Origin of the sequence: Legionella parisiensis, assembly GCF_001467945.1 — a bacterium.
Taxonomy (GTDB): domain Bacteria; phylum Pseudomonadota; class Gammaproteobacteria; order Legionellales; family Legionellaceae; genus Legionella; species Legionella parisiensis.
This window is the reverse complement of record NZ_LNYQ01000013.1, coordinates 1,333,079-1,351,824: the sequence shown is the minus strand read 5'-3', so window position 1 is coordinate 1,351,824 and position 18,746 is coordinate 1,333,079. Positions and strand designations below refer to the sequence as shown.

Here is an 18,746-nt window from a genome sequence, read left to right as displayed (position 1 = left end):
AACAATTTTTTTGATAATTTTTTCTTTCATAATTACTCTCCATTTTGGTTCCAAATCCATCATCGAGAGTATAAAAGCAATATTAATTAGTCAATTAGTTACCAATTAGTAACTAGCTATGGAAACATAATATGGAAAATAAAAATTGGGGGAATTATTATAAAATTACACAGCAGAAGACTATTCCTAGAAAAACTTTAACGAAAGCAATTGAATTGTTTCACTCTAGGAATAAATTTAACTTTCCCAAATTTGCGATTGATCTTGGGTGCGGTTCCGGTGCGGACTCTCGTGAGCTTTTAAAACATGACTGGTTTGTTCTAGCGATTGATTCCCAAGCTGAAGCAATATCAATTTTATTATCCTCCTGCCCCCCATCATTAAAAAACAAACTAAAGACAGAAGTGATTTCATTTGAGTCTTTAACCTCTCTTCCAATTGCCCAGCTCATTAACGCAAGTTATAGCCTCCCCTTTTTAAAACCAGAGCTTTTTTTAAATTTTGGAAATTGATTTTAAAAACACTACCCCAGGGCGCACTATTTGTCGGAACCTTTTTTGGAATAAATGATGACTGGAATAAAAATAAAAGGCCCGATATGACCTTTTTAGGTGACAAGGAATTACATCAGTTATTTCTTCAATTTAAGCTCGGATTGCTTGAGGAGGAGGAAAGTGATGAAACAGATGCATTAGGTTACTCTATGAAACATTGGCATAAGTACTTTGTAGTAGCTGAAAAATGCTAGCCTATACGTCCGTATTACACTATGTTAATACGGACATAACACATATTATGCTCGCTGAGCTTGATTGACATTTACTGCAATTTCAGCCGCATCATCAGCAATGAATTGAGTTTCTTTACATAATCTGACGTATTCTTTATGTGTAATTAATACATAAAAAAGAGCTGACACGAGCATGATATAATACATATTTTGATAAAAATAAATTAACCACAAATAAGTTAGAAAAGGCGTTGATAATACTAATAATGTTTTGACTTTCATTCCACGTGCTATTTGTATTGATCCATAAATTACCATCAAAATTGAAATGGATAAATTCATCTTTAGAAAATCGTTGGCAGGTAATGTACTCATCATAACCCCAAGGATACAAAACACTATTAGCCCAAATAATTTGGTACTTGGCTTAATCGCGCCCATACTAATCGGAGCTGCCATATATCCAATTAAATGATATCCAGTCACAATCACCATTAATGAGGCCCAGCTATCGGAGTTCCAGAGAAATATTGCAGTAAGCGTAAAGTTAATAAGCAAGGAGCGGCGACACAAATTATATTCAGGATGTAATTTACCTATGGTTTTTTTAGGCATTTGCCCCTCTTTAGCCATGGCGTAGAACATTCGTGAAGCACCACCTAAATAAGAATATCCAGTACCTGATGGACTAACGATACTATCAGCAATCAAGATCATTGCTAAGAAATTTACTCCAAGCAGCATTGCTAAATTAATTAAAGGAGAATGAAAATTAAGACTACTCCAACCACTTGCTAACATACTATGAGGCACAGATCCCATAAAGGATAACTGCAATAACATGTACACCAACATCACAATGATTATTGAAAGAATGATTGATAGAGGAATATTTCGTTTTGGATTTTCAATCTCGCTGGCGAAGGCAACTGCTAATTGAAATCCATTGTAAGAATAGATTAGCCCTGCAGAAATGATTGCAGTAATTGCCGAACCAACTCCGTATTGAGAGTTTGTATCCAAGGTAAAATTGCTGGTGTCAAAACGCATAATCAAAAAAATAACAATCGTAAAAATCGGGCTTAGAATTTTTATTACTGTCACTGTATTATTAATTTTGGCTAATAACTTAATACCGAAATAATTAATAAATAAATAAATGACCAAGATACTCAATGCAAATAATTTACCATAAACCGTCAGAACATTGTCGGCGATTAAAACATCACTTTTAATTGCAGCAGCTAAATATTGTGTGGTCGCTTGAGCTTCGGTACCAATCGTTACCATTAACCCAAACCAATTAGCAAAGGCAAAAGGCATACCAAAAATGCTATTGTGTGACAAAGCACTGGATCGAGCAGTTGCCCCACGCACTGGGTAGATTGATGCAACTTGCGCGAGGCATAGCCCCACAGCCATTACCAATAATGCTGCCAGAACCCATGAAAGAAATGAGTAATTTCCTGCAATTTTAGCGTTCAGTTGAGCACTGAAGAGCCATCCAGAACCTACCATAGCAGTAGCGGATAGTGCTGTTGCGCTAAATAATGAAATTTTGGCATGTTTTGATCGTGAACCCATAATAAATTACCTTAACAAAGATACATTTTTTACAATAATGTGAAAATAAAATATAAATTTTGCATATTTTTAAGTCAGCGTCAATAGGTCCAAATACAAAATCTCTCTAAAAAAATAGTGAGAAAAAGTTGATTCCCAAAATAGAAAGAATTAAACACATTCATGAAGAGACCAACTTATTGTTTTTATTAAATTTATTTCCATTCAAGTGGCATTACTTATTCCAATTGATTCATCATCAACTAAACTAATATTTGTAATAGAAAAATGGATTTAAGGGGTTAATTAGAAAGAAAAAATAAAACCGACACGGTTAGAAGCTTTCAGCGATGCTGTGCTCGCAATCATTATCACAATTATGGTAATAGAGATTAAAATTCCCATATCGACACCTACGCCAACCTTGTCCCTTTTACCCAATTAGCTATCTATTAAGCTTTATCTTTATAGGTATTTATTGAAATAACCATCCCCTTTATTTACCGCTGCAGAGAGCAGCTCAGGTAAGGTACTTTAGGCCAATCTAAATCTGTTACTTTGGATTTCTCTATTCCTCTTGCTTATGTTTACAGATGGATTGCTCAAATACTTTATATATGTCTCAATCGTCTGGTTTATTCCTGATAAACGAATTGAAAATAAGATAAAGTAACAATTTCCTACATGCTTGGGTGAATACGGATACGAAAATAAAAATTATGACTTTCATGGTGTTATTCTAATTTATCAGCCGACTGCTAAAACGTCAGATATACTTTAAATAGGTATCCGATGTTAGAAGATTAAAACTATGAGAAGAGGAAAGTGGATTTATTGGAGCCTTCTTGCATATGCCGTAATGACACCTAACTATGCTGCGCTGGGTAAAAGCAACTCGATTACAATCGGGAAAGAAAGAAAAATATTTATGCATTGTGAAGGCTCAGGCTCACCGACCGTTTTATTCATTGCGGGTTATCCTGACCGGGGTGATACGGCTTGGGAAACCCCCTTACCAGGAAATAAGTTAACTGTATTTTCTGAAGTCAGTAAATTTACAAAAGTCTGCGATTATGATCGTCCAGGAACAATCACAATAATTGGGAGCGAACGTTTTTTAAAAAGTCGTAGTGATCCTGTACAACAGCCAGTTACAGCGTCAGATCAGGTGGATGATTTACATCAACTAGTTAACGCTGCAAAAATTCATAAACCCTTTATTATTGTCGCACATTCTGCAGGAGGTTTGGCTGCAAGACTCTACGCATTGAAATATCCTAATGATGTAAGTGGAATGCTCCTTATTGATGTAACCAATGAAAAACTACTTGAAGTATGGAACGAAAAAGAAATTGAAGTATTTTACTTTGGTATAAACAACAGCTCAAAATCACTAAGCTCCAATTATAAAAATGGAGAAATTATTAACTTTGAAGAAAGTTTCGAACAATTAAATGCTTATAGCCAACATAAATTAAATATGCCTGCTATTATACTCACAGCAGGTAAGATTCCAAAGGCAAGCGAAGTGATCAAAATGGGTTTTTGGCCAAGTTATGTCACCCAAGATATGGCTAATTCCATAATACATGGTATTAACTGTGCCAATAATCTGCTAGCCGACACATTTGCCCCCAAAGCAAAACGTATCGATGTAAAAAATAGTGGGCATTATATACAAAAGGAACAACCCGAATTAATTATTCAACAAATCCAGTCACTTATCGAACAGCTAAGATAACTCTCATCTTAATCATTTTATTTTCTTTGTGGCTCTATCAATCAAACCCAAATTTTTTATTGCATCCGAATATTTTGATTTACTCCACAGCATAATAGTCACCTGTAATATAAGTAAATCCAGTGCTAAAAAGCACTGGATTCTCTGAGTGAGACTCCCCTATTATTCTGCAGGTTTTGTTTGCAACTCACAGGTGATTTTCGTGCAGTCACGGCAATTTTTTAAGGCAAAATCAAATGCAGTATTTCCACTAGCCGCATTTTTAGCCATTGCCTGATCAGCCTGCTCATCAGGTGAGCCAGAAGTCGGACTACTCGCATTGGTAGTACATATCCACATGCCAGAATGCGTACTTGCTGCTGGATCGGTACTTGAAGCTACTGGCTGAGTTGTAGTAGTACTTTCTGGAGTAGAGGCAGCGTTATCAGCCATTACATGGCTTGATATCACAAACATACTGCTTAAAACGATAATTTTCATTATTCCTTTCATGATTTTCTCCTTGTTTAGATAAGATTTTTAGAGAACAGAAATGAACAAATAGATTATAGACATCATTTTAATGATGTCTTGTTTCTTGTGCTTTTTTAGCGTTTCCTTTTATAGTCATAAACACCTCCTTGTGTCGCGAATATCATATTTTAGACATTATGAATAAAGTATAGACTTTTTTTGGCGAAGCAACATAAGGTTTTCCCCTGCTTTTATAATGTAGATAGTTATACCCACACCTTTTTCCCCTTATTTTGCAAAAAACAAAGACGAATACTCAGCAATTGTTCATCTAAAACCACTCCCCTCCAGCAATCATTGCTACTTTTACCTTTAACCGACTCATAGCTAACTGCATTGGCTCGAAAAAATTAATGGAAGTATGGAGTTTCTTATGTCCTTATAAGAGGAACTGAATAGATGTTAATCGAAACAAATTATAAAAGGCTCAGTAGTGTTCGTCAGAGGGTTATATTTAAAACGATTGGTATAATTTAAATTTTTACCATACACATGCAATGAAATTGCTACTGAATCAGATACATTAACTACGCTATGAATGTCATCGGGATTAAAAGCGATTATATCCCCCGGAAAACAGGTAATGGGTTTATTTTGTTTTTTGATATGCGCATATCCAGGTCGAGAGCCATCATCCTCACGAATCCAAAAGAAATTTTTTTCCACACCAACAACACAACCAACTACTCCCCATGTTTTATGGTCGTGCGGCGTTATTTCTCGTCCAGGCTCCCAAGCAACTAAATTAACTCCCAAGGAATGATCTGGCTCTTCAAAAATTAACCAGGAACTAAAGCCGTTCACTGGGTCCACCGTAAAATAATGATCCTCAAGCCAATCTGTTTTTTTAACCCAGTTTTTTAAAATTAAAGAAACCTTTTCTATATTGTCATCATTCTCATGTTTTTGAATATTTAATTGCCTCAGTTCCTGGATGAAAGGCAATAATCCTGAAGGCGTGTAATAACTCATACGATATCTCATAATTGATAAGGTTTTTTAATTAGCATAGCTCATACATCAATTATTTGAGGAGCACATTCTTGTTATAACGGATAAATTCCTAATTGAAATCAGGGACAGGATAATCCGGTGCTAAAAGAGATACGAGTTCCTTCCATAAGTCTACGCTTAAATTACTGGTTTCTTTGGTTGTGGGCTTTAAGGTATTAAATGCAATAAACACAATTTCCTTTTCCGGTAAAACAGCAAAAACCCCGCTATACCCACCAAATCTTGGATTTTGCATGAGCCAATGATTGGCTACGCCAAATCCCATTGCAAAAAATAGTTCACTTGTATTTTTCCCTTTTCCTACAGTATCTGTAGCCCTTAATTGCTCCGTCGATTTGTCTGTTAGTAAATTACCATTCATCCAAGCATTCGCCCATGTTCCTAAATCTTCAATGGTCGAAGTCGTGGCACCCGAGCTTGCAGTCCAGGAAGGATCCCAAAAAGTTGCATCTTCATAAACTCCCCTGTCTTGACTGAATGAATGCAACGCAGGACAGGGTATTGTTGCCGTACGCTCAAACCGGGTCTTTTCCATTTTCAATTTCTTGAAAATTAATGAATGCAATAAGAGATTAAGTGGCTGATTGCTTGCCTGAGCTAGAATGCTTCCTAATATAACATAGTCAGTATGGGAATAGTGTTGACTGGTACCTGGCTTAAATAAAGGTTCTTTCAAAAATGCATAATCGATTAATTCTTTATCGGACCACTGCTTAAATGGTTGGTCAATTACTGCTTTAATGAAGTCTTCGTTATAAACATAATCAGGATAACCACTAGTACCATTAGCAAGCATTTTTAAATCAACCTGATCTGCATTAGGCAAGTTGGGATACCAGCGTGCCACTTTATCTTCAAGAGTTAACTCTTTTTTCTCTACTAATAGCATCAAAGCAGTTGTTAATAGGGTCTCAGTGACTCCACCTATACGAAAAGACATATCTTTTGTTGCGGGCACAGATGTCATAGAGCTTCCAATAGCCTGAACACTAATTGGTTTTCCATTAATCCATAGGCCATAAACCATTGCTTTTACAGGTTTGCCTTTTATAAATGATCGAATTTTATTATCAAGCCATGATTGCTGAGCGGTAGATGCATAAAGTGACGCATGGAACCCGAAAAGGAACACTATGAGCACATTCTTTATTTTTATCATCAAAGCCTCAAGTTGTGTAACTTTTAACACCTATTGATTTTAATAAGTACAAAGAGGATAATAAATTACTAATTGTACTTAATGTAAACATAATAAGTACAGCACTATACTTAAATATATACCATTTTAAAAAGGCAACTATGACGTATCCTCGGAAAAAACATGTCATTCTGTCAGAGGAAATGGATGATTTAAAAAAAAGAATAAACCAAAGGAAGAAGGAACAGAAGTCATATATTGAAATTGTCAATAAAAAGGCAACCTTATCACAGCGCCTCCTCGAAGGTGTGCAAAAGTTTTGGGGTCTGATAGCTGCTATTTTTTCAGCCAGTAAAGAGCTCCCTGTTTTTGGATTTGTATTTCAAATGCTTGCAGTTTTCCCCAATGCAGTAAAAACATTAACGGATAAGAACAGTTCGATAGGGAGTAAGGTTTTTGCTACATTTTTGCTTTTATCCCTAACTGCTCTAGGCATCACTGCCTTTGTTATGGGAGGGATAATTGCGGCAAAAATTGGATTAGCTATAGCTTGTACAGCTACTGCTTTAGAAGCAATATCATTTATAGGCTCACTTTTTAATAAACATAATACGCGGACAGCTTACAAAGGAAAAAAAGAGTTTGCTAAATTATTAGACGAAGAAACAAAGGAATTTTCTCATTTAAAAGATTTGAGTAAACCTTATGCCTTAGAGAATGATAAGTATCGCGAACGATTGGAATTCCGCGCTTTAGAACTAGAACATCTACTTGAAAAATCGACCAATGAGTCACTTAAAGAAGAGCTGGCATTTATCAATATTATTCGCAATAAAAAACCATATGTAGCACCTTCAACGGATAGCATTTTTTTGCGGTTTATCAATAAGATTCGCAGTAAAATAGGGTTGTCAGAATTGCCCGCTGATGACCCTCCCGTAATCAAACTCTCAAAGTTATACCAGGACCGAAAAGATCTGGTATCTTATTTAGCGAAAAACACTGAATTGATAGATACAAAATACCAAGACAGTAACTCATCTTTGATCACTCTAGTAGGCAAACTTCAACAGCAAATTGCCCAAATCGATAAGGATATTGAAAGCATAACAGAACCATTACATGAGTTAAAACGCAATGATCTCTTGGCCAATGAAGCCATAGCTAAATCCTTTACTAATCTTGCCTTGGGAGGGGCTGGGGTGACCTTATCATTAATCGCTTTAATGATTCTTCCAATTCTTCTAAGCGCCGTAGTAGCACCGCCTATCGTAGCTACTGTTTCTACTATTTTATTAGGATTTGGTATTGGGCTGGCGATTTTTGGCGCAGTTAAGTGGGTAATGGAACTCAGGGCGACTAGGAAAGACGAGAAAATCATGCGGGAACGTACAAAAGAGCATGAAGAAATAATACTAGAAGAAGCATTATACGAGTATGACCATTGCAGTTACTCAGTAGCTATGCGTCCCCTCCTTAATTCAAAACCCGAAGAACTTCAACATCCAGCAGCAAATGATGTAGCAATAACATCAGAACCATCCGATACAGAATCACTCTCCCCACTGAATTCTTCAGACGTAACCCAATCAGGAGAATTCCAAATCTAATCGCCTGCTCCCAAAAAGATGGAGTAAAAACAGCTCTCCCTTCTTAGCCCTTTTTATCATCACTTAAATAAATTCAAAATCTCTTGATTTTTTGATTAAAGGAATACAAATAGAAAAATATTTTCCTAATAAATATTTAATAATTCGTTAATAATCGATATGTATAATCGACAACCTTTTAGATCAAATTAGACTCAGGTGTCCAATGTTTCAGAAGCAAGACTCAATAAAAGGGTTCACTCTAAAATATACGGGAGTAAAATTTAAAGACGAGGATGGCTCCGTTCATGGTATGGAAGCATTGCGAAAAAATTTTTCTGAAATGGGTGCCTTAGCTATTCGATTCCAATTAAGTTTAGCCCAGTTTTCTGCTTTGATTGAGCCAGTATGTGAAGATAACTATGAAGAAAATTCCGTTGAACATGCTGCCGAAGGAAAAAACCAGCCTGATGTATTTGGTCTTTCCAAGGGAGGGTCAACAGTGTCACAAGATACAAAATTATTAGAAAAATCCAGCCATTATAGCATTGGGAAAGGAAAAATATTAAACGAACGTAACCAAGCACTTAAATATCCCAATACAGAAAATCTTCGTGGTGGCGAATCAATTTGGGATACCATTCATTTTTCAGTCTGGCAAACAGGGATCAGTCTCAGTAGTAAACTATCAAAACAAGGATTTTTATATCTTTGTCACCCCAAAGGAATAGATTCACAGCACTACCAACTGATTACCAAAGAATTAGAGAACGGCGATTACGATATTATTACCGAAGATGACAAAAAAATTGTTAAAACACGATCAGGGGTGTTAATAGAAACATCCGCCATCCCATCAAATAACAAAATCGATCTTGACCCTGAACATACTCAAACATATCAAGATAATGGTTTTGTAGTTAATGTAACCACTCAGCCTTCCCCTATGGGTTGGATTATTAAAGAAAGTAATAAAAAATTAGTCAAGCCAGAGCACGCAGAAGATATAATGCGAGTAATACGAATTTCTAAAAGTGGGTTTCGTCGCTTACCGGAGGACCAAGGAAAATTATTAATGCTTGGTTTAATGAAAGGTAACGAACATATTCTGCACACACAAAATCGCTCATTCAATGCAATGGATATTCTTCTTGAAATTTTAGAAGAGGAATATGGCTTTGATCCTTCACAATTAATGGATTCTTCTGTCATAAAAAACGTATATAAACAAATGCAAAGCAATGCAAAAGATAAAGATATCGTAGAAGATCTATTAATGTTGAATCTTACATTTGAAATGGTTCAGCCTTTAAAGGAAACCTTAGCACAAAGTGCAAGACACCCCTTATTAAAGCATTTGACTAACTCCTATATAGTAAATCAAAATACACTTAAAGCCATCATCTATGCTTTTGATTTGCAGAAAAGAGATGATAGTCCTGCTCTCTATTTGAATGAAGATACGCACATTTCAACAGATACAGGATTAATTGATGTTCGAATTAATGGGCAATTGGCCGAACCTGATTTAACAAACCCTAAAAATGCAGCTGCATTATTATCCATTGCAGTTCTTGTTTCAGAGCAAATGATCATAGAGCAATTACTGCGAGATGTGGTTCATTATGGTGAAGAACATCCTAATGCACGAGCACTCAAAGCGATATTAAATGATGACGAGCTGTTTTTAAAGTTGAGGAAAGAAGCCTCACATTTACCCACTAATGAAAGCGGACCAATTTTAGGATTGCAGTTTGCTTACTGCGAAGAAATTGTTGCCCAAATCAGAGAAAAACTGGGTACGAACCATCTCATTGAGATAGTCCGCCAATTAGAGAGCATAGAGAATAATGAAGCTCTGGATATAAATTCGGATGGAGTCCCTGCTCTAAAGACTTTATTTAATACAGGTGAAACACTACAGCAACTTGAAGGCACTTCGGGCATCAAAGCAAGTTCAAGGGGAATTAATGGAGGATTAAGTTTAGTTATCCAAAAACTGGCTCCTATGCTATATATCAAACTTTCCGGTACAACTTCTCTTGCACCACTATTGCAAACAAAATCCAAGGGGGAAAAATCAAGTAGTGAACTAGACGCGATGGATGCCTGTCCTTTCCTTAGTGGTAAGTTAGGAAGTAAATCTGCTGAAAATCCACATGTGTTAAAAAATCACGAAAAAAAGAAAGAACAAACCTCTACTTCATGGTGTAGTTTCTTCACGAAAGTAGTAGTAACAACAGGAGTTGCTGCTGCAAGTATTTATCTTGGCAGCCAGATGATGTAATAAATATTGCTCGTATTTCATAGTGAAATACGAGCGTTTTCTTGTATATTTCTATATCCATCTCAATTCAATTCCGAAAAGTCATATTTCTCATTTTTTAAAATTCAAACCTATAATAAGAAGAAATTAATATTAAGGGACTATTCTTATGAAAACTCTTCATGGATTACTGCTGTCCACTTCATTAATTTATCAAAGTGCTTATGCTGAAAAACCACTTTCCCCACCAAGTGGGCAAGCACCTCAATGCGAGCAGGCTTATGAGAGTTCTGGGCAGATAAAAACTATAAGTAATGTTTTTAGCACTTTATCTAGTACCTGCCATTCTTCTGGCGGGATGAAATTAATACATAAAACCCTAATATCAGAATATTCAAATGAACCAACGGGAGTTTTATTTACCTGTACAGGGGAAGACTTAAATTATGTTGTTTTTTCTTGTCTCTTTTCTACAAGTGTTGGAAGCTTATAAATAATAAAAATGCTACCTAAGTATTTACAAATATTCGCCTATTGGATTGGAGAAGAAACTTCTTCACTATAATGGATGGCAGTACTACTCCTCACTTTAGGGTATACTTGTTGTGTCCTTATTAAAACACCAAAAAAGCGCATCGAATAAAATGCACCATCATGTTAATTTCAAAAGTATACAAGGGTTTGACAGACTATAAACAGACTTATCCACAGAAAATGTGTATAACTCAAATTAGATATCGTGTTTTTAAAAGAAAAATAGGTAAGTGCGGTAATGGCTTTCTTATAGCCAATCGACATTGATTTGACATAAAATTGAAATAAATATCCACAGATATTTGGATATTTAAAAAATTAGACGTATTTGTCTAAAAAACAGTCTTACTCACATAAACTTTCTTTTTTCGATTTTTATGGATAAATTTTGAACTAAAACCATTATAAAGATTACCTTATGGACAAGTTGTAAAGGATTTGGCTCGACACCCAATAGGTGATATGATAAAATTATATACATTTTTTGACGTTTAGACGCCTCGAATACGAACTTGTACATGTCCTACTTAACAACCACCAGCATTTATATTTATTGTGTATTTTTTTTAATTAGCGCCTTGATTGAATCGGTCTCATTTAATGCGCTCGGAGTTTTAGAGCAGGAAATTGTGTCAAATCGAAAAAAACTTCCTTTTATGACTGATTTAAACAGTGCTATCAAAGTATTTTTCTTTTCATTCGTCATTATCTATATTACACCTTGGCAAATGCGATATAAAACCTACCTATACAGTAATGCCCAAGAGCTGATATTTCTCTATCATGTGCTTATGGTTTTTTTTCTTGTCGCATTTGTTCCTATAATTAAACACTTACAAGCAGACATTCGAAATAACTTACCAAAATGGTATCTTAAAAATATATTAGTGGGAGACTATATTCATCTCTGGGGTATTTTGCTTGCCTGTTATATATCAATTCCTAATTTTTAATGTTACTTTTCCCACCCACTGCGCTTCCTCAGCTTATGTATTTCACTTAAGCAAAGGAGAGGATATCTCCAACTCTTGCTCGAGGAATACCTGGGTGCTCGCTCTACGTTCACCCAAGATGCATGGATTTGCAAAATGAAGGTTAATTCATATCAAACTACAAGAGGAACAATTTTATAAGGAACCAGTTCACAGTATTTTTTCCAATCATGGCCATACTTGGCAGAACATCGCTTATCGTCACGAAATGCTCTGTCAAATAACAAGACTGTCAAAAAGCAAAGGTAAAAATACGGTGCAAAATTATCAAATAAAGCAGGAACAGACCAAAAAAATGTGCCTGCAAGCTCTGGAATATAGTGGAAATGCCTGGCGATTCCCCACCATCCAGAAGCAAGCAATATGGTTTGTTTTTTATTTCCTTCCGTAGTCTCATAACGAGCCAATACTGTGACAGGTTTTTTACCCCAGATTTTACATTCACCTTGAGTCGCTCGTGCTACAAGTCTTTGTTTATCAGCAAGATAATTAATAATGATGCTCGCAAAGCCTAAGCCTAAAATAAGGGTTGCCCATTCAAAAGATAAGTGAAGCGGATGAAGCACAAGATACATACTTGGCGAAGTATAAACACAAGGAACCCATACCATGCAGCCCCAGCAAATATAAAAACCAGCACGATCATGCATAATATCCAGGGAGCGTAAATAACCCTTTTCCCACATATAAAATTTACTCAAATAGACAAATTGCAAGAAAACGGAAATGAACATTGAGTTGGATAAACCGCCTAATTCTGCTTGTTTTGCACAATAAGAAATAAGAAATAGTCCCCAGCTCATCATACCAAAGCGGCATGTAATAAATTTTTTAATACTCCATCCCAGAACTTGAGGGTAGAGTTCTGTTCCCCAGTAGTAATCAAATAATATATTCTTGGTTATTCCCGAATCGGTCGTCGAAGGAAAAAAACGCCCTTTGAGATACAAAAATATGCAGAAGATAAGACTCAACAAATTCAATGCTCCAAAAAGAGCCCCAAGATTGTCATAAAGAATAGAAGCTGAGAATAGATTCAAACCAAACGATGCAACACAAAATGATGACATCGTGACAATAAATGCAAAAACACCGTTATCTTTATAAACCGGGACATTCCCTTTAGGAGTGATAGGTCCATTAAATAGTTTTCCTGGCAGAATACGCATTAAAGCCAGCTCAAATACAGTAAAAATCAAAATAATTTTCCAAGCACTGGAAGATCCCCAAAAATAAGGCTTCCATACTGTAATTATTGTTTGCAAAAAACCGTTTTGGTTCATTAAATCCCACAGAGCAGACAAGGAGCCTTGAAGTTGAGTATTGGTATACCACATCAACATTACAAAAATGGGACATGAAAAGATAAGAAATAAGGGGCCTAAGGTATTCCTAATTTTGAAACTCATAAATGCTTCCTTACATTTTAAAAATAAATAGGATTATAATACAGTAATTTGTATCATTTAGTATCCTTTTAATTAGCTGATAAAGCGAAAATCAAAATCATGAAATGATTCTGACTATCCCCATAAATAGACTTCTTCGGAATTTCGCTACATAGTGCGTATTTGCTTTAGTTACTACTTTAATATTTAATTTATGTATACACCTCTAAAAAGTGAATATCATGTCCCAATACCATATCGAACATATGACACAAGATGAGGTTTCAATTGCTGTAGAGTGGGCACGAAAGGAAGGTTGGAATCCAGGATTAAATGATGCAGAATGCTTTTATCATACTGATCCACAAGGCTTCTTCGCTGGCAAATTAAATGGCCAAATTATCGCTGTCGGTTCAGCAGTAGTTTATGACCAAGATTTTGCTTTTTGTGGATTTTATATAGTAGATAAAAAATATCGAGCCCAAGGCTATGGGATGCAATTAACACGTGCCCGTCTGTTGTATGTTGGTGATCGCAACGCAGGAATTGATGGGGTACTTGATATGGTCGATAACTACGCTCATATTGGTTATCAATTTGCACACAGTAACGCGCGCTATGCTCTAGAACGTACTCGATTGACTCTAAAGCCTGATCCTAATTTAGTTGAATTAAAAGCTATTCCTTTTGAACAATTAACTCAATATGATCGCCACTATTTTCCTGCACCAAGGCCAAAATTTCTCTCTGAATGGATAAAACAAAATACTGCTTTGGCTCTTGGTTATGTACAGGAAAAACAATTAAAAGGCTACGGGGTAATCAGAAAATGTTTCGCAGGATATAAAATAGGCCCCCTATTCGCAGATACCCCTTCCATTGCTGAAAAACTGTTTGAGCAATTGGTCGAATATGCTCAAGGCGAAACAGTTTACTTAGATATTCCTGAGAATAACCCATTAGCAGTTAATCTAGTAAACAAATATAAAATGTCTAAAGTATTTGCAACAGCACGAATGTATTTAAAAGGAGAACCTAAACTATCTATTACAGGCATTTATGGTATTACCACCTTTGAACTAGGATAAACATGCGTGACTTAGTGGGTTATGGCTCAGAAGAAAAAAAATTTTTTTGGCCTAATAAAGCAAAAATTGCCATTAGTTTTGTGATTAACTATGAAGAAGGAGCAGAATTAAGCCCTATTAATGGTGATTCACAGGCAGAAACCTGCGGTACAGACTTTCCTTTTATACCCAAAGCCAAAGGAAAACGAAATCTGAGTATAGAATCGTTTTATGAGTATGGGAGCCGTGTAGGTATATGGCGGCTGCTACGTTTATTTGACCATTATAAAATACCACTTACTTTTTTTGTTTCCGGACAAGCATTGATATTGAATCCTTTACTTGCCGATTATCTGACACACCAAAGCCATGAGGTTGCGGGACATGGATGGCGTTGGATAAATTACACCAACATTCCACGGAGAGTTGAGAAAAAACATATTCTTTTATGTATTGAAACTCTGGAAAAACTCATTGGATATAAACCCAGAGGATGGTACACAGGCCGACGCAGTGAGAACACTCGAGAATTGTTGCTTGAAATCGGAGGCTTTCTCTATGATTCAGACAGCTATGCAGATGAATTGCCTTATTATAGTGAGAACCATTTAATAATCCCTTACTCTCTTGACTGCAATGATTTTAGATTTACGACTACACCAGGTTTTACCGACACCAAAGCATTTTATGAACAATTACTGAATACGTTTCATTATCTTTATCAAGAAAAACACCTCGCAATAATGACTATAGGTTTGCACCCGCGTTTGAGTGGAAAGCCCGATCGTTGCCTTATCTTAAAACAGTTTCTAGATTATATAACTCAGTATCAGGATATTTGGATAGCAAGACGAATTGATATAGCTCAATTTTGGATGGAAAAATCGCCCCCTGAATAACTAACACATATTTATTCTTGTTTTATAGGTTCAACAAAAAATCAGATCCGTTTACCCTGCCCAAGTGTCATGACCTGTACATGGCACTTAGGGGAATGAATTACTTAACACACCTCTAAAAATTAAATGAAATTGAAAACAGATAATCCCTGAATCAGGACAAAACTTTGCTGTGCAACCTCTAAATTATAGAGTTCCTGCTTGAATTCAGTTGCAGCGGCTAATGGGTCAACTTCTTGTAGCCTCTTTAAAATAATTTTGCTTTGTTCAATTAAATCAGTGTTTGCTGTTTCCGCGTGTTCTAACTGATTTAGGCGAGCTCCCAAGTTGGCCCGAGCATCCAAAATAGTAGTTAAAGCACTATCTATTTGTGCCAATATTTGATTATTTATAGTTGTTGCCGCCGCCTTTTCCGCAGCACTTGAATAGGGTTGATTCAAATTATTAATCATATTCTGAATCGTTGCAAAAACCGACTCATTTTGAGAGGGGGAAATTAAAAAGGCATCACCAGGATTTGGCATTCCTGAGACTTTCATTTCCATACCATTAAAACTAACACTCATCCCCTCTTCGTATAAAGGGGCATCATCAGGTAAGCCTGTAGGAGGAATTACGTTCCCGCTCACTACCCCACTAACCATGACGACTAATTGTCCCTGTGAGTTCAATGCAAAACTCATAGTGTAATCATCAGGCACATAGGCTGATGGAGTGGTTACCGAACCCGTGTTTAATGACGCAGTTCCAGTATTAGGGGTGCCTGTTTGTTGGATAGTAAAACTGCCATTTCCATTAGGTATACGCATAAAAAGAGCATCACCTGGATCATTGACAGCCATTTGTAAACTACTGGCAACAAGCTGAAAACGCTGTGTACTGTCTCCATTGTATACATATTGCCCTAACGAATTAATTGAAAAAGGAACGGTAGAGGTTTGCGCACCACTAAACATATAATCACCATTAATATCTTTCGTATTGGCAAAATCAAGCAACTCATTCAAAATAATATTTGCCTCGATCGCTAATGCCTTGCGATCCTGTTCAGATAATGTTGCATTACCCGCCTTAACCTGAATTTCCCGCAAACGCTGTAAACTGGTTGTGCAATCATTTAAAATGGATTCTTCCATGCTGAGCGCGCTCTCAGTACTTTCACGATTTTTTTGCAGAAGATCTGTAGTGCTTATACGCTGGTTCATAAGTTCTATCTGAGCGAAAGCAATAGGATCATCAGATGAATAACGTACCTTTAAAAAATTTTCGCTTAGTTGCTCTTGCAACTTTGCAACTCGTTCTTGCTTGAGTAATAAACTATTCAAACTGTTCTGATAAATTTGATTTGTTGAAATACGCATTTATCACCTCATTATTTGAAAAAGAATTTCCATCATTTGATTGGCTATTTCCATGAGCTTTCCTGCAGCTTCATATGCTTGCTTGAATTGCAGCAAATTTTCCGCTTCCTCATCCAGATTAACCCCACTAATACTTTCCTGATAATCCACAGATTGCTTATACAAAACCTGAAATGCATCACTGCGATTTTTAGCCTCGTTTGTTAGGCTGCCTGAATCAGAAAGTAAATCAGAATAAACGTCAAAAAGCGTTTCTGTACCGCCAGAAAAAATATCTTGTTGTTGAATTCCAGCTAGAAACAACCCATTGCGGTTATCACCATACCCCCCTTGGTTGTATTGGGCTGTAAACTGATCGCCTGTATTTGGGGCGCCAGATAGAGTAATAGAATAAGACGGATTGATATTATCTGGAATTTGAATCACATTGTTTGTATTAGGAACAAAAGCAATTGGGCCAGTTGTAATACCATCAGTCATGTTAATCAAATTAAATTGAGTTGGGGAAATAAAATCAATAGTATATTGTTTTGTGACCTCAGTGGTATTTAAAACAGCTCCAAGATCAATTTTTCCTTGCCCTGTGTTGTTTAGGGAAGCACTGGTTTGAACCGGTGATGCAAGCGCCAATTGGCGCGGATCACTCATCAATAAGGCAAAATTTGAAGCAGCCCCGCGCGTAGGCATAATTGTAAAAGAATCGTTATTTGCCAAATTAGCTATGTTATCTACAGTAATAGTCATCCCATCAACTACAATTTGTCCTGCAGGAGGAGCTGGTGGATTGCTACTCCAATTTAAAGTTACCGCAGAGCCGTCAGAGTCGCGAATTAGTGTTACCTGATTTGCTCCTGCATTGGTAACTACTAGTTGGTAATCCGTTATTTTGGTTTGTGAAATATCAGAAATATTCACAGACAATACTCCAGACCCTGTATTAGTTGCAGCCTCAATCGAGCGATTCAATTGTAAAGCCTGGCTGTTATAATCGGTAAAAATGTTCTGTCCTAACTGGTTGTTCAAATCCATACCCAAGCGATTTTGAGCATTGAATGTCTGTGCTAAACCAATCGCCATTTGGCCTATTATTTGGCTGGTTTTAGATAAAATATTTCTTTCATAATCCAATAAACCACCTAATGTCCCGCTTACTATTTGATTTGTAATATCTGTTTTTCCTGCACCTGTATCCAATGAAATATGAGTCCCTTGTGCTGCTAATTGATCATAGCTGACAGTCATAGCGCGTTGCGTTGCTCCAATCACCAGCATTTGGCCGCTACCAATACCAACATTTACCATCCCATTATCTTGTTCCACAATAGTTAAATCGGAGTATTCGGACAGTTGCTTGAGCAACTCATCCCGCTGATCCAATAACTCAGGTGAATTAGCAGAGTTCATTATTTGTCCGTTCACAGCAGCAAGGTCTGATGTTAATTGATTAATTTTATTTGCTATTTCCTTTATCTGTGCCGTGGAGTTTTCTTGATATTGATCGAGATTTTGCTGTAAGAATAAAAATTGACTTGCTAATAATTGACTTTGACTCATCACAACATTTCGCGACGCAACGCTATCTGGTGCATTATTTAATTGGCCTAACGAATCAAAAAATGATTGCAAAGATGAAGAAAGACTGCTGCCATCCTGGGAAAGTAATTTATTAATTTGTAGGGCTTGCTGGTAAAAGGTGTCGTATTGAAATTTAATGCTTTGGGTACTTCTCACTTGAGCATTAGCAAATTGATCCACATTACGGGAAACGTTATTTACTGCTACTCCTGTACCAATAAAAGAGCCTGCAAACTTACGTGATGGAGTTGCAGTAAATTGAATACTTTGTCTTGAATAACCTCGAGTTTTGATATTTGCAATATTATTTCCAGTAACACTCAATGCGTTTTGAAAAGCATTCATTCCCGAATAGGCAATACTTAGTATTGACATA

17 protein-coding genes are annotated in these 18,746 nt (G+C 36.3%); 10 read left to right on the top strand and 7 right to left on the bottom strand.

The features are described 5' to 3' along the window. Window positions 1–131 precede the first annotated feature (131 nt). Together Lpar_RS19410 and Lpar_RS19405 are read left to right on the top strand one after the other, a co-directional pair. On the top strand, window positions 132–512 hold the full coding sequence (locus tag Lpar_RS19410; RefSeq protein ID WP_237759407.1) for a class I SAM-dependent methyltransferase: 381 nt from the start codon (window positions 132–134) through the stop codon (window positions 510–512). A gap of 86 nt (window positions 513–598) precedes the next feature. Beyond that, entirely contained in the window at window positions 599–748 is a 150-nt protein-coding gene (locus Lpar_RS19405; RefSeq protein WP_237759406.1) for a hypothetical protein, read from the top strand. Window positions 749–793: 45 nt separating this feature from the next. On the opposite strand, the gene Lpar_RS12050 is transcribed toward Lpar_RS19405, so the two are convergent. Then, a complete protein-coding gene (locus Lpar_RS12050; RefSeq protein WP_058518159.1) occupies window positions 794–2,314 on the bottom strand; it encodes an APC family permease in 1,521 nt (506 codons plus the stop codon). Between the two features lie 298 nt (window positions 2,315–2,612). On the opposite strand from Lpar_RS12050, the gene Lpar_RS19400 reads away from it, so the two are divergent. Together Lpar_RS19400 and Lpar_RS12045 are read left to right on the top strand one after the other, a co-directional pair. Next, entirely contained in the window at window positions 2,613–2,738 is a 126-nt protein-coding gene (locus tag Lpar_RS19400) for a TMEM175 family protein (protein WP_272947105.1), read from the top strand. A 366-nt stretch (window positions 2,739–3,104) separates the two neighbouring features. Next, window positions 3,105–4,034, top strand: coding sequence for an alpha/beta fold hydrolase (locus Lpar_RS12045; RefSeq protein WP_115341242.1), 930 nt, complete (start codon window positions 3,105–3,107; stop codon window positions 4,032–4,034). Window positions 4,035–4,196: 162 nt separating this feature from the next. Here Lpar_RS12045 and Lpar_RS12040 read toward each other — a convergent pair whose 3' ends face one another. The 3 genes from Lpar_RS12040 to Lpar_RS12030 all read right to left on the bottom strand — a co-directional run bounded on the left by Lpar_RS12040 (window position 4,197) and on the right by Lpar_RS12030 (window position 6,720). Continuing rightward, on the bottom strand, window positions 4,197–4,526 hold the full coding sequence (locus Lpar_RS12040) for a hypothetical protein (RefSeq protein WP_058518157.1): 330 nt from the start codon (window positions 4,524–4,526) through the stop codon (window positions 4,197–4,199). 423 nt (window positions 4,527–4,949) lie between these two features. Then, window positions 4,950–5,519: a cysteine dioxygenase family protein gene (locus Lpar_RS12035; protein WP_058518156.1), complete on the bottom strand. Its 570-nt coding sequence runs from the start codon at window positions 5,517–5,519 to the stop codon at window positions 4,950–4,952. A gap of 91 nt (window positions 5,520–5,610) precedes the next feature. Continuing rightward, window positions 5,611–6,720, bottom strand: coding sequence for a serine hydrolase domain-containing protein (locus Lpar_RS12030; RefSeq protein WP_058518155.1), 1,110 nt, complete (start codon window positions 6,718–6,720; stop codon window positions 5,611–5,613). Window positions 6,721–6,860: 140 nt separating this feature from the next. Here Lpar_RS12030 and Lpar_RS12025 point away from each other — a divergent pair, with 140 nt between their 5' ends. The 4 genes from Lpar_RS12025 to Lpar_RS12010 all read left to right on the top strand — a co-directional run bounded on the left by Lpar_RS12025 (window position 6,861) and on the right by Lpar_RS12010 (window position 12,041). After that, window positions 6,861–8,309 (top strand): T4SS effector SidA family protein, encoded by a 1,449-nt coding sequence (locus Lpar_RS12025; protein ID WP_058518154.1) that lies wholly within the window; start codon window positions 6,861–6,863, stop codon window positions 8,307–8,309. A gap of 205 nt (window positions 8,310–8,514) precedes the next feature. Next, window positions 8,515–10,575, top strand: coding sequence for a Dot/Icm T4SS effector Ceg17 (gene ceg17 / locus Lpar_RS12020; protein ID WP_058518153.1), 2,061 nt, complete (start codon window positions 8,515–8,517; stop codon window positions 10,573–10,575). A gap of 148 nt (window positions 10,576–10,723) precedes the next feature. Then, window positions 10,724–11,047 (top strand): hypothetical protein, encoded by a 324-nt coding sequence (locus Lpar_RS12015; RefSeq protein WP_058518152.1) that lies wholly within the window; start codon window positions 10,724–10,726, stop codon window positions 11,045–11,047. Window positions 11,048–11,606: 559 nt separating this feature from the next. Continuing rightward, entirely contained in the window at window positions 11,607–12,041 is a 435-nt protein-coding gene (locus Lpar_RS12010; protein WP_058518151.1) for a hypothetical protein, read from the top strand. A 152-nt stretch (window positions 12,042–12,193) separates the two neighbouring features. Here Lpar_RS12010 and Lpar_RS12005 read toward each other — a convergent pair whose 3' ends face one another. Next, window positions 12,194–13,489: a phosphatidylethanolamine N-methyltransferase family domain-containing protein gene (locus Lpar_RS12005; RefSeq protein WP_058518150.1), complete on the bottom strand. Its 1,296-nt coding sequence runs from the start codon at window positions 13,487–13,489 to the stop codon at window positions 12,194–12,196. Window positions 13,490–13,710: 221 nt separating this feature from the next. Between Lpar_RS12005 and Lpar_RS12000 the strand changes: the two genes are divergently transcribed. Beyond that, window positions 13,711–14,556 carry a GNAT family N-acetyltransferase gene (locus Lpar_RS12000; RefSeq protein ID WP_058518149.1) on the top strand — a complete coding sequence of 282 codons (846 nt, stop codon included), beginning with the start codon at window positions 13,711–13,713 and terminating at the stop codon, window positions 14,554–14,556. A gap of 2 nt (window positions 14,557–14,558) precedes the next feature. Next, window positions 14,559–15,434 carry a polysaccharide deacetylase family protein gene (locus Lpar_RS11995; protein WP_058518148.1) on the top strand — a complete coding sequence of 292 codons (876 nt, stop codon included), beginning with the start codon at window positions 14,559–14,561 and terminating at the stop codon, window positions 15,432–15,434. A gap of 122 nt (window positions 15,435–15,556) precedes the next feature. Here Lpar_RS11995 and flgL read toward each other — a convergent pair whose 3' ends face one another. Then, a complete protein-coding gene (gene flgL / locus Lpar_RS11990) occupies window positions 15,557–16,795 on the bottom strand; it encodes a flagellar hook-associated protein FlgL (RefSeq protein ID WP_058518147.1) in 1,239 nt (412 codons plus the stop codon). 3 nt (window positions 16,796–16,798) lie between these two features. Further along, window positions 16,799–18,745, bottom strand: coding sequence for a flagellar hook-associated protein FlgK (gene flgK, locus Lpar_RS11985; protein ID WP_058518146.1), 1,947 nt, complete (start codon window positions 18,743–18,745; stop codon window positions 16,799–16,801). Between the last annotated feature and the right edge of the window lies 1 nt (window position 18,746).